This is a genomic window from Aeromonas sp. R7-1 (assembly GCF_040908115.1).
Classification (GTDB): Bacteria; Pseudomonadota; Gammaproteobacteria; order Enterobacterales; family Aeromonadaceae; genus Aeromonas; species Aeromonas caviae.
Genome location: NZ_JBFODD010000006.1, coordinates 24,450 through 34,759 on the forward strand (window position 1 = coordinate 24,450; position 10,310 = coordinate 34,759).

Consider the following 10,310-nt stretch of genomic DNA (forward strand, 5'->3'; position numbering starts at 1 on the left):
TGTTACAGTCAGAACACCCCCTAAAACCGCTATGAAGTACATCGAAGAGTTCTATCTGTTCGTCAAGGTGGTGCAAGAGGGCGGTTTCTCCCACGCCGCCGCTGCGCTGGGCATGCCGACCGGCACCATCAGTCGACGTATCTCCCAACTGGAAGAGCAGCTCGGATGCAGCCTGCTGCACAGATCCACCCGCAAGCTGCGTCTCACGGACGAAGGGCTGCGCTATTACGAGCGCCTCTGTACCCCCCTGGCGGAAATAGAGCAGGCCACCGGCGAAATCCGGGGTGAGGAGACGGACATCAGCGGCCTCATCCGCCTCGCGGCCCCCATCGCCCTGTCCAACACCATCCTGGTCGACATGCTCGCGGACTTCGGCCTGCGCTATCCCGGGGTACAGTTTGACATCCGCCAGTCCAACGATCATGCCCTCCAGGCGGATCAGGACAGGGACCTGGTCTTTTTCAACGGCGAGCTTCCCCAGACCCTGCCCAACGCCCTCTGTCTGGGTCACATCCAGTACGGTCTGTTCGCATCCCCCCTCTATCTGGAGAAGATGGGGGTGCCCTCCCACCCGACCCAGCTGGAAGAGCACGATCTCATCTACTGCTGGCCCCACCAGCACTGGCAACTGAGCGGGCGGGACGAACAGACGGTCTGCATCAAGCGCACACCCCGCCTTTGCATCGACCAGACCCAGGCCGCCGTGCGAGCAGCCCAGCGCCACCTCGGCATCGTCAACGCCCCGCAGCACTATGTGCACCCCTTCCTGCAAGATGGTCAGCTCGTCCCCGTCCTGCCGGACTGGCAGTCGGGAAAACGTCCCTTCTACATGCTCCATTGCCAGCCCCGGTTCACCCCGTTGCGTGTTAAGATGTTCGCCGATTTCGTCGAGAAGCACTCCGAGCGCTATCGTACCCGCCAGCAGAACGATCAATTTTCACCGGCGCAGCCGCTGCCCGTTGCATCTGACGGCTGATGACCCACACTTAGCGCAATCCTCGTTGCACAGGTCGGCTAACACTATGAATGTATTGATATGTGATGACTCCGGGTTCGCGCGCAAACAGCTGGTGCGCGCCCTGCCCGCCGATTGGGGTGTCACCTTGCACCAAGCCGCGGACGGACTGGAAGGGGTCGAGCAGATCCTGATGGGGCACGGGGACCTGATCTTTCTCGATCTCACCATGCCGGAGATGGACGGATATGGGGTTCTCGAGACCCTCAAGCGAGAGGGGGTGCGCAGCAAGGTGATCGTGGTCTCCGGCGACATCCAGCCGGAAGCCCATGAGCGTGTCATGGCCCTTGGCGCCCTCGATTTCATCAAGAAGCCGGCCTCCCCGGACACCCTCCTTGCCCTGCTCAAGCGCCACGGTCTGTGGCAATCGGCCACCCAGGTGACGGCCATCCAGCCCCAGCCCGTCGCCAGCCACCAGGCTGCCCAGAGCAGCATCCAGTTCACCCCCGAGCTGCGGGATGTCTATCAGGAGCTGGCCAACGTCGCCATGGGCCAGGGGGCGGATCTGCTGGCCCGCCTGCTCGGCGCCTTCGTGCTGCTCCCCATCCCCAACGTCAACGTGCTGGAGGTCTCCGAGCTGCACATGGCGCTCTCGGCCGCCGCCGAGTCGGAGACGCTCTCTGCGGTCTGCCAGGGCTTCATCGGGGCCGGGATCGCCGGGGAGGCCCTGCTGCTGTTCCACGATGCCAGCTTCCAGGACCTGGCCCGCCTGATGAACCATCAGGGGGAGCTGGATCACGGCGCCGAGCTGGAACTGCTGATGGACACCGCCAACGTGCTGATCGGCGCCTTCTTGCGCGGCTACGCCAACCAGCTCGACACCCCTTTTAGCCAGGGTCACCCCGTGGTGCTTGGCCAGCACAGGCCCATTCAGGATCTCATTCGGACCAACCAGAGCCGCTGGCGCCGCACTCTGGCCATCGAGATCAACTATCGGGTACAGGGCTATGCGGTGCAGTGCGATCTCTTGCTGCTGTTTACCGAAGATTCCATCGCCACCATGAACAACAAGATCATGCACATGCTGTGACCGTCCCGCGGCAGCAACCACCAGGAGTGACCATGGACATTCGGGAATTTCATTGGCTGATGAACATCGTCCAGAATCTGGACGTGGGGCTGGTCGTGCTCGACAGGGAGTACCGGATCCAGGTGTGGAACGGCTTCATGGAGAGTCACAGCGGCCGGTTGGCAGGCGAAGTGCGCGATCAAGGGCTGTTCTCGCTCTTCCCCGATGTGGACAAGGCCTGGTTCGAGCGCAAGGCCAACATGGTGTTCAAGCTCAACAACCGTGCCTTCAGCACCTGGGAGCAGCGCCCCTACCTGTTGCGCTTCTCCAACTACCGCCCCATCACGGGATCGGCCCTCTACATGTACCAGAACCTGACCCTGGTGCCGCTGGCCGACTTCGCCGGAGAGGTCACCCACCTGGCCATCATGATCTATGACGCCACCGACGAGGCCATGCTGATCACCGGCCAGCGCCAGGGATGACCGACCCTGCCATGACAACAAGGGCGCCCGATGGCGCCCTTGTTGTTGCGATGGGGAATGGCGTCAGCCACTCAGGTACTCGGTGAAGGCGTCGATCACCTCGTCGATGTCATCGTCGGTGATCTGCAGGTGGGTCACCAGCCTGAGCTCCCCGTAGCCGGAGAAGAGAATGCCGCGCTCCTTCATGAAACCCAGCAAGGTGGCGGGATCCCCCTGGGTCAGGCGCAGGAATACCATGTTGGTCTGCACCTCCCCCATGTTGAGTGTGATGCCTGGCAACGCGGCCAGCCCCTCTGCCAGACGCCTGGCGCGGCGATGATCATCCGCCAGCCGGGCAACGTGCTGATCCAGCGCGAACAGGGCGGCCTGGGCCAGGATCCCTCCCTGGCGCATGCCGCCCCCCAGCATCTTGCGCAGCCGTCTGGCGCGGGCGATGAACACAGCCGATCCCACCAGCAGGGAACCCACCGGTGCCCCCAGTCCCTTGGAGAGGCAGACAGAGATGCTGTCAAAAGGCGCCGCGATGGCGGCCACCGGCTCCCCGCTCGCCACCACCGCATTGAAGAGGCGAGCCCCGTCCAGGTGCAGCTTCAGCCCCTTCTCGTCGACGAATTCGCGCATGGCGCGCAGGTAGGTCAATGGCAGCACCTTGCCGTTATGGGTATTTTCCAGGCAGACGAGGCGCGTCTGGACGAAATGGGGATCATCGGGAGCGATGGCCCCTCGCACATCCTCGATGGCCAGGGTGCCGTCCGCCTGCATGGGGACCGATTGCAGGGCCACCGAGCCCAGCACGGCAGAGCCCTGGGCCTCGTAGCGATAGATGTGGGAGGCCGCCCCCAGCACGGCCCCTTCCCCACGCTGGCAGTGACTCATCATGGCCAGCAGGTTGGACATGGTGCCGGAGGGCACGAACAGGGCCGCCTCCTTGCCAAGCAGTTCGGCGCCGCGGCGCTCCAGCGCATTGATGCTGGGATCTTCCCCATAGACATCGTCTCCCACCTCGGCATGCAGCATGCTCTGGCGCATGGCTTCCGTGGGCTGGGTCACGGTATCACTTCGTAAATCGATATAGCGCATGTCATCCTCCTGATGCAGGACGATGACATTAACCAGCCGACACCCGGCTGGCAAGAAACAGCAAGCGGGAATGTGAGCCCGGCGGCTCACCAGGGCAGCGACTGACCCTGCAGATCCACGAAACGGCCCGAGTGCGCCGGCGTCAGTGTGGTCATCAGGTCCAGCAGGCGGACGGCGACCTCGGCGGGATCCTGCAGCAGGGCGGGATCCATCTCCTGAAGAAAAGGTTGCTGCATGGGGGTATTCATGAGGCCGGGATGCACGGTGATGACACCGGCGCCGGGAAAACGTCCGGCCCACTCACCCGCCAGGATCCGGGATCCCATGTTGAGGGCGGCCTTGCTCATGCGGTAGCTGTAGTGGCACATGGCCTCCTCGCCCCCCTCCTCCAGGCTTCCCGCCCGATCCGAGAGGGTGCAGAGCCAGAGCGTGCTCTGGGGCATCATGCGCCGGCTGAGGTTGGCACCAAGGGCCAGGTGGGGCCAGGCATTGGCCAGCAGACTCTCTTCGAGCCATTGGGGGGTCACCTCCTCTACCCGCCGCTCCGGCATGTGGGCAAGATCATGGAGCAGGCCTATGGTGTTGATCACCACCGTCGGCAGGGTGGTGCTGTCATAGAGGGTGAAGAGGGCCTCAAAAGAGAGCGAGTCCACCTCCTGCAGCGGAAAGTAGCAGGCGGGATCCAGCCCCCTGGGCAGTTGCCTGCCCGCCAGCAACCACTCTTCTCCTCGTCTGGCCAGCTCCCGTGCCAGCGCACTGCCCAACCCGCCACTGCCCAGGATCAGATAGCTCATCTGCGTGTCCTTGGATTTGATCACTGCTTAGAGGGTATCAGAAGAATGGCGGACTGCCGGGAGCCCCCGTCAGGCTCAGGCCTCGGCCAGATGGCGCCCAAACTCCCGCGCCCGGGCCAGGTCCAGAAAACCGTCCGCCTGCTTGTGGCTGCGCAGGAACTGGTAATAGGCGAGCAGGGTCACCAGTTGCTCCTCGTCCGGCATGGGCTTTCCCGGACGGGTCTCCTGCACCAGCGCCCCCGCCGCCGCCAGCGCGTCCCTGTCCACCACCTCGGCCTGACGATAGAGATACCCGCAACCGGTGGCGAGCCACTCCAGCGAGCAGTTGGCCCCCATGGCAATCTGGTTCGCCTTGCCAAGGCCGGGCTCGGCCCCTTTCAGATACTTGCGGATCAGGGCTTCACTCAACCCCACCTTGCGGGCAAAGGCGCTCACGCTCCCCTCCCCGATCAGGCTTTGCAGCCTGGCGGCAAATCCTTCCATCACCCCTTCTCCTCTCACTGACACCGGGCTCTTGACCCGTCGGAGTCAGAACCATAGTTCGAATTCGCGAAGGGGGCATTATTGCCTTGTCCGCCGGAAGAGACCAAGATGCTGGCACATGATATTGCCCCTTTCTTTTCGCATTTTTATCTCCAGAGGAGTCACCATGTCCGTATCCCGTCTGGCCCTGCACGAGCAAGGCCCCACCTTTTCCCGCCTCATCATGGGCTACTGGCGCCTGATGGAGTGGCAGCTTTCCCCCGCCGCCCTGCTGGACCTGATGAAATATCACCTTGATCTCGGGGTCACCACCATCGATCACGCCGACATCTACGGTGGCTACCAGTGCGAGGAGGCCTTCGGCCATGCCCTGCGCCTGGAGCCCTCCCTGCGCGATCGCATGGAGATCGTCAGCAAGTGCGGCATCGCCCTCACCGCCAATCCGGCCCACGCCCTGAATCACTACAACACCGGCAAGGGACACATCGTCGCCAGTGCCGAAGCCTCCTTGCAAAAGCTCGGCACCGATCATCTGGATCTGTTGCTGATCCATCGCCCCGACCCCTTGATGAACGCCGACGAGGTGGCCGACGCCTTCATCACCCTCAAGCAGGCAGGCAAGATCAAGCACGCCGGGGTCTCCAACTTCACGCCCCACCAGTTCGCCCTGCTGCAATCCCGCCTGCCCTTCCCCCTGGTCACCAACCAGCTGGAGATCTCCCCGCTCCATCAGGAGGGGACGCTGGATGGTGCCCTGGATCAATGCCAGCAACTGCGCATCAAGCCCATGGCCTGGTCCTGCCTTGGCGGCGGGCGGCTGTTCCATGCCCCCGACTATGCCCCGCTGCGGTCGGAACTCGAGCAGATCCGCCAGGAGGTGGGCGCCGACTGTCTGGAGCAGGTGGTCTACGCCTGGGTGATGATGCTGCCGAGTCAGCCGCTGCCCCTCATCGGCTCCGGCAAACGGGAGCGGATCGCCGCCGCCGTGGCAGCCGAGTCCATTGAGCTCACTCGCCAGCAGTGGTTCCGCATCCGCAAGGCCGCTCTGGGTTATGACGTTCCCTGAGTCTGCACCAGACCCTGAAAACAAAAACGGCATGGAGGATACCATGCCGTTTTCCGTTATCGAGACGATTCAACGATGGCGCTGGGGGCGACCACGGGGTGCATCCGTCTTCGGTTTGGCCTGATTGACCGTGATGGTGCGGCCGCCGACCTCGGTGCCGTGCAACTCGGCGATGGCCTTCTCGGCCTCGCCATTGACCGGCATTTCAATGAAACCAAACCCCTTGGACTGACCGGTATCGCGGTCGATGATGATATCGACCTTGTCTACCTGCCCAAATTGGCTGAACACGGTTGTCAGTTCGTCGGCCGTCATCCGGTACGACAGATTACCTACGTAAATCTTCATGCCATCCACTCTCGATTCAAGGTGCCTTATCTATGCATCCACCGACCTGGGAGTAAGGGCACAACCCCCCTGCCGGACCAGCCACGGCATCATGCCATGGCACTTCCAGCTTCGTATCCCAAGTCCTTGATCTCTTGGGCTATCGGAGCAGGAAAGATCAAATCGAATCAGAGGCAGTATCTGAGCATTGGGATGAATTGTCGAGAAAATAGTCAGATCGGGTGCAGCTCGGCCAGCAATGTGCCGAGGGCACGACGCCCATGCCAGGCACGTTTGAACCCGAATCGATAGACCCCGGGGGCCACTTCGTGAGTCCCTTCCCGGGACAACCCGAGCAGGCTGGTGGCCGTCGCCAGGGTCACCTCATCCAGCCCGAGATCCAGGCTGAAATCGAGCCACTGACCATCGTGTCCCACCTTGCGATCCCGCTCCATGCCCACCAGCACGGCTCTGGGCAGGGCCAACGCCCGGTCTTCGCCGCCATTGAGCAGATAGAGATGGCGTTCATCCCAGGCAAGCTCCGCCAGACGCCAGCGCTGCCAGTTGCGCGGCAACACCATCATCACCAGCACGATGCCGCCAAAGACCACCCCGACCCAGGGCAGCAGGCCCATGTCGGGATATCCCAGCCAGAGGGCGGCCACCACAGTGGCGAGACTCGCCAGCAACAGGCAGATCATGACCCCGTAAAACCGCCGGGCCGGGGGCATCAGCCAGCTCACGTTCTCTTGCGCTGCCAGCTCACTGACTCTCATCTTCTCTTCTCCTTCTGTGATGCGAACGGCCTTGCCGTCGCTGCGTTGCCGCGCATTGTGCGCGAGCGACGCGCCGCGATGCAACCGCCACCGCGACACGGATGACGGCCAGCCGCCACTCTTGGTATGCTTGGGGCTGTCTGAGCCCGCACTGGGCGCCATCCCGGGAGTCCCATGTTCGCCACTGCCCTGCTCTTGTCCGCGAGCACACTCTATGCTGAGGCCATCGGCGGCTACTCCGCCGGCTGCCTGAAAAATGCCGTGGCCCTGCCCCTCGAAGGCCCTGGTTATCAGGTGATCCGCACCAAACGGCTGCGCTATTACGGCCACCCCGACCTCATCCATTACCTGCAGCATCTGGCCAACCAGACCAGACTGGCCGGCATGCCGGATCTCTATATCGCAGACCTCGCCATGATGCACGGGGGACCCTTTACCTCAGGTCATCGCAGCCACCAGACCGGCCTGGATGCCGACATCTGGTTCAGGATGGCTGACAGGCCCATCAGCCGCTGGGAGCAGGATGCCCCCAGGGAGTGGGCGCTGATCGACGAACCCAGCTACCGGATGCTGCCCGGCCGATTCGGCCCCAGGCAACTCAATCTGCTGCGCCTTGCGGCTGATCGCCCCGAGGTGGCGCGCATCTTCGTCAACCCCGTCATCAAGGCCGAGGTGTGCAAACAGGCACCCGGTGAAGCCTGGGTCGGCAAGCTGCGCCCCTGGGTCGGCCACTTCAGCCACTTTCACGTGCGCCTGCGCTGCCCGGCAAACAGTCCGGACTGCCAGCCCCAGGCTCCCATTCCCCCCGGCAATGGCTGTGGGGAGGAGCTGGCCTCCTGGCTCAAGGACAAACCCCAGCTGCCCAAGGTGTCGATGAGCTACCGCGCCCCCCTCTTACCCAGGCGTTGTGAGGGCTGACCACAAGCTGTTATGGTGAACCTATTTCCGAGAGAAATATCAATGGAGAACAACAAGATGGCCACTTCACTCTGGCAGCGTGGTACCCGTGCCCTGCTGACCCTGACCCTGCTGCTGGGTTTGACCGGCTGCGGCATGAACACCATTCCGACCCTGGATGAGCAGGTCAAGGCGAGCTGGGGACAGGTCGAGAACCAGTACCAGCGCAGGGCCGATCTCATTCCCAACCTGGTGGCCACCGTCAAGGGGTACGCCAGCCACGAGCAGGAGACCCTCAAGGCTGTCACCGATGCCCGTGCCCGAGTCGGCAGCGTGCAGGTGAGTGACCCCTCCCAGCTCAAGGCGTTCGAGGCGGCGCAGGAGCAGCTCTCCAGCGCCCTCTCCCGGCTGATGGTAGTGGTCGAGCGCTACCCGGATCTGAAGGCCGATCAGCAGTTCCTGACCCTGCAGGCCCAGCTGGAAGGCACCGAGAATCGCATCGCGGTGGCCAGACGGGATTACATCGAGGCAGTACGCCAGTTCAATACCGAGATCCGTACCTTCCCCGGGGTCATCTGGTCCAAGCTGCTCTACTCCGATCTGGAAGCCAAACCCACCTTCAGCGCCAAACCCGGTGCCGATGAGGCGCCCAAGGTCAGCTTCCAATGAACGTGATGAGACGCTGGCTGGCGCTCTGTCTGCTGCTCTGTGCCACGGCGCTGCATGCCGCCCCCGATTTCCCGGCCCTGACCGGGCGGGTGGTGGACGAGGCCAATCTGATGTCCCGCAAGCAGGCCCACCAACTCGCACAGCAACTGGCCGTCTTCGAGAAGCGCAGCGGCGTCCAGCTGGTGGTGGTCTCCATCGACACGCTGGCGGGGGATACCATCGAAGAGTACGGCTACCAGCTCGGTCGCCACTGGGGCATCGGCCAAAAAGGCAAGAACAACGGCGTTCTGCTGATCATCGCCCAGGACGAGCGCAAGGTGCGCATCGAGGTGGGTTATGGCCTGGAAGGTGCCCTGCCCGACGCCATCGCCGCCAATATCATCCAGACCCGGATCCTGCCCGCCTTCAAGCGCGGTGACATGGTGGCCGGCATCCTCGCCGGCAGCCAGGGCATCATGCAGGCCCTGGCCGGGGAGTATCAGCCCGTGGACAACACCAGCAAGGCCGACAAGCAGGGAGGTCCCTGGCTCTTCATCCTGGTGGTGATTGCGATGATCGTGCTGCACAACCTGCGCGGTGGCGGCGGTGGGCCGGGAGGACGTCGCCGGGCCGCCTACATGGCCGGTGGATTCGGTGCCGGCTCCTTTGGCGGCCGCACTGGCGGTGGTGGTGGCGGTTTCAGTGGTGGCGGCGGCAGCTTTGGCGGCGGCGGTGCATCTGGCGGTTGGTAATCAGGGAAAAAGAGACAACAAGATGATTTCGAAACAGTTTTTCCACACCTTGCAGGCCAGGGTTCGACAGGCCGAGCAGGCCACGGATGCCGAACTGGTCACCGTGCTGGCCCCGGCCAGCGATGGCTATCGCTATATTCCGACCCTGTGGGCCGCCCTGCTCGCCATGCTCACCCCCCTGCTGGTCTTCCAGCTCGGCTTCTGGCTTGGCTGGTACGAGATCCTGCTGGTGCAGTGGTCGGTCTGGTTGCTGCTGAGCCTGCTGTTCCACTGGACGCCCATCAAGATGCGGCTCATCCCCCACAAGGTACGCCGTCACCGGGCCGCCCTGATGGCCCGCCTGCAGTTTGTCGAGCAGGGACTTCACCGCACCCGGGACCGGCTCGGTGTGCTTATCTTCGTCTCGGTGGCGGAGCACTATGTGGAGATCCTGGTAGACGACGGGATCGCCCAGCACATCGACAACACCCAGTGGCAGCAGATCATCGACGACTTCGTGGTTCGGGTACGCAACAAGGAGGTCGAGCAGGGGTTCCTGGAGTGCGTGGAGCGCACCAGCGCCATTCTGACCGACGCCTTCCCCGCAACCCGGGATCAGAACGAGCTGCCTGACAGCCTGATCATTCTCGACAAGCCCTGAATGGGCTTAAAAAACCAGCATTCTGTTCAAGGGATAGGCACTCGATAAAGATTATGAAAAATAAGGGGAAAAGTGGTTGACCCAGGCAGCCCTTTCCCCTAAATTACGCCCCGTTCCAGCGCAACGGCGCAGCGAACACCGTGTTGGCTGAACACGTTAAACCACAGACAAAATTTGGTGCGGTATCCGAGAGGCTGCCCACCGACGAAGTCGGCAAGATGCACGCGCAGCGCGCTTCGAAAACCACTTCAAGCAGTAAAAATTTGGTGAGGTGTCCGAGTGGCTGAAGGAGCACGCCTGGAAAGTGTGTATACGGCAACGTATCGAGGGTTCGAATC

At 62.9% G+C, this 10,310-nt stretch carries 14 protein-coding genes; 8 read left to right on the plus strand and 6 right to left on the minus strand.

Annotation, left to right across the window (positions count from 1 at the left end):
* The first annotated feature begins 31 nt into the window (after nt 1–31).
* From AB5Y51_RS00720 to AB5Y51_RS00730, 3 genes are read left to right on the plus strand one after another with little or no spacing between them, the layout of a single operon-like run.
* Nucleotides 32–976 carry a LysR family transcriptional regulator gene (locus AB5Y51_RS00720; RefSeq protein ID WP_039038698.1) on the plus strand — a complete coding sequence of 315 codons (945 nt, stop codon included), beginning with the start codon at nt 32–34 and terminating at the stop codon, nt 974–976.
* A 46-nt stretch (nt 977–1,022) separates the two neighbouring features.
* The gene (locus AB5Y51_RS00725) at nt 1,023–2,045 is read left to right on the plus strand and encodes a response regulator (RefSeq protein WP_041211557.1); all 1,023 of its coding nucleotides are present in this window, start codon (nt 1,023–1,025) and stop codon (nt 2,043–2,045) included.
* 32 nt (nt 2,046–2,077) lie between these two features.
* Nucleotides 2,078–2,509 carry a PAS domain-containing protein gene (locus AB5Y51_RS00730; protein WP_368177890.1) on the plus strand — a complete coding sequence of 144 codons (432 nt, stop codon included), beginning with the start codon at nt 2,078–2,080 and terminating at the stop codon, nt 2,507–2,509.
* A gap of 63 nt (nt 2,510–2,572) precedes the next feature.
* Here AB5Y51_RS00730 and ltaE read toward each other — a convergent pair whose 3' ends face one another.
* The 3 genes from ltaE to AB5Y51_RS00745 all read right to left on the minus strand — a co-directional run bounded on the left by ltaE (nt 2,573) and on the right by AB5Y51_RS00745 (nt 4,866).
* Nucleotides 2,573–3,589: a low-specificity L-threonine aldolase gene (ltaE, locus tag AB5Y51_RS00735; RefSeq protein WP_323941182.1), complete on the minus strand. Its 1,017-nt coding sequence runs from the start codon at nt 3,587–3,589 to the stop codon at nt 2,573–2,575.
* Between the two features lie 86 nt (nt 3,590–3,675).
* Nucleotides 3,676–4,383 (minus strand): short-chain dehydrogenase, encoded by a 708-nt coding sequence (locus tag AB5Y51_RS00740; protein ID WP_368177891.1) that lies wholly within the window; start codon nt 4,381–4,383, stop codon nt 3,676–3,678.
* 75 nt (nt 4,384–4,458) lie between these two features.
* Nucleotides 4,459–4,866, minus strand: coding sequence for a transcriptional regulator (locus AB5Y51_RS00745; RefSeq protein WP_039038703.1), 408 nt, complete (start codon nt 4,864–4,866; stop codon nt 4,459–4,461).
* Nucleotides 4,867–5,032: 166 nt separating this feature from the next.
* On the opposite strand from AB5Y51_RS00745, the gene AB5Y51_RS00750 reads away from it, so the two are divergent.
* Nucleotides 5,033–5,932 (plus strand): aldo/keto reductase family oxidoreductase, encoded by a 900-nt coding sequence (locus AB5Y51_RS00750; protein ID WP_134997461.1) that lies wholly within the window; start codon nt 5,033–5,035, stop codon nt 5,930–5,932.
* Between the two features lie 69 nt (nt 5,933–6,001).
* Here AB5Y51_RS00750 and AB5Y51_RS00755 read toward each other — a convergent pair whose 3' ends face one another.
* Together AB5Y51_RS00755 and AB5Y51_RS00760 are read right to left on the minus strand one after the other, a co-directional pair.
* Nucleotides 6,002–6,280, minus strand: coding sequence for an RNA-binding protein (locus AB5Y51_RS00755; RefSeq protein WP_029314670.1), 279 nt, complete (start codon nt 6,278–6,280; stop codon nt 6,002–6,004).
* A gap of 212 nt (nt 6,281–6,492) precedes the next feature.
* On the minus strand, nt 6,493–7,035 hold the full coding sequence (locus AB5Y51_RS00760) for a hypothetical protein (protein ID WP_010675020.1): 543 nt from the start codon (nt 7,033–7,035) through the stop codon (nt 6,493–6,495).
* A gap of 174 nt (nt 7,036–7,209) precedes the next feature.
* Between AB5Y51_RS00760 and mepA the strand changes: the two genes are divergently transcribed.
* The 4 genes from mepA to AB5Y51_RS00780 are packed head-to-tail and all read left to right on the plus strand — an operon-like array spanning nt 7,210 to nt 9,972.
* Entirely contained in the window at nt 7,210–7,953 is a 744-nt protein-coding gene (gene mepA / locus AB5Y51_RS00765; RefSeq protein ID WP_041215028.1) for a penicillin-insensitive murein endopeptidase, read from the plus strand.
* 42 nt (nt 7,954–7,995) lie between these two features.
* Nucleotides 7,996–8,601: a LemA family protein gene (locus tag AB5Y51_RS00770; RefSeq protein ID WP_010675022.1), complete on the plus strand. Its 606-nt coding sequence runs from the start codon at nt 7,996–7,998 to the stop codon at nt 8,599–8,601.
* The gene (locus AB5Y51_RS00775; RefSeq protein ID WP_041211561.1) at nt 8,598–9,332 is read left to right on the plus strand and encodes a YgcG family protein; all 735 of its coding nucleotides are present in this window, start codon (nt 8,598–8,600) and stop codon (nt 9,330–9,332) included. Before AB5Y51_RS00770 ends, AB5Y51_RS00775 begins: the two co-directional genes overlap by 4 nt.
* A 22-nt stretch (nt 9,333–9,354) precedes the next feature.
* A complete protein-coding gene (locus AB5Y51_RS00780) occupies nt 9,355–9,972 on the plus strand; it encodes a TPM domain-containing protein (protein WP_039038708.1) in 618 nt (205 codons plus the stop codon).
* Between the two features lie 103 nt (nt 9,973–10,075).
* Here AB5Y51_RS00780 and AB5Y51_RS00785 read toward each other — a convergent pair.
* The coding region (locus AB5Y51_RS00785) for a hypothetical protein (protein WP_368177892.1) at nt 10,076–10,310 on the minus strand (235 nt) is incomplete at its 5' end.

Bases quoted from the DNA above. Each gene is read 5' to 3' on its own strand.
- AB5Y51_RS00775 (WP_041211561.1), top strand. From the start codon at position 8,598: ATGAACGTGATGAGACGCTGGCTGGCGCTCTGTCTGCTGCTCTGTGCC.
- AB5Y51_RS00745 (WP_039038703.1), bottom strand. From the start codon at position 4,866: ATGGAAGGATTTGCCGCCAGGCTGCAAAGCCTGATCGGGGAGGGGAGC.
- AB5Y51_RS00750 (WP_134997461.1), top strand. From the start codon at position 5,033: ATGTCCGTATCCCGTCTGGCCCTGCACGAGCAAGGCCCCACCTTTTCC.
- AB5Y51_RS00725 (WP_041211557.1), top strand. From the start codon at position 1,023: ATGAATGTATTGATATGTGATGACTCCGGGTTCGCGCGCAAACAGCTG.
- AB5Y51_RS00755 (WP_029314670.1), bottom strand. From the start codon at position 6,280: ATGAAGATTTACGTAGGTAATCTGTCGTACCGGATGACGGCCGACGAA.
- AB5Y51_RS00770 (WP_010675022.1), top strand. From the start codon at position 7,996: ATGGAGAACAACAAGATGGCCACTTCACTCTGGCAGCGTGGTACCCGT.
- ltaE (WP_323941182.1), bottom strand. From the start codon at position 3,589: ATGCGCTATATCGATTTACGAAGTGATACCGTGACCCAGCCCACGGAA.
- mepA (WP_041215028.1), top strand. From the start codon at position 7,210: ATGTTCGCCACTGCCCTGCTCTTGTCCGCGAGCACACTCTATGCTGAG.
- AB5Y51_RS00780 (WP_039038708.1), top strand. From the start codon at position 9,355: ATGATTTCGAAACAGTTTTTCCACACCTTGCAGGCCAGGGTTCGACAG.
- AB5Y51_RS00720 (WP_039038698.1), top strand. From the start codon at position 32: ATGAAGTACATCGAAGAGTTCTATCTGTTCGTCAAGGTGGTGCAAGAG.
- AB5Y51_RS00760 (WP_010675020.1), bottom strand. From the start codon at position 7,035: ATGAGAGTCAGTGAGCTGGCAGCGCAAGAGAACGTGAGCTGGCTGATG.
- AB5Y51_RS00730 (WP_368177890.1), top strand. From the start codon at position 2,078: ATGGACATTCGGGAATTTCATTGGCTGATGAACATCGTCCAGAATCTG.
- AB5Y51_RS00740 (WP_368177891.1), bottom strand. From the start codon at position 4,383: ATGAGCTATCTGATCCTGGGCAGTGGCGGGTTGGGCAGTGCGCTGGCA.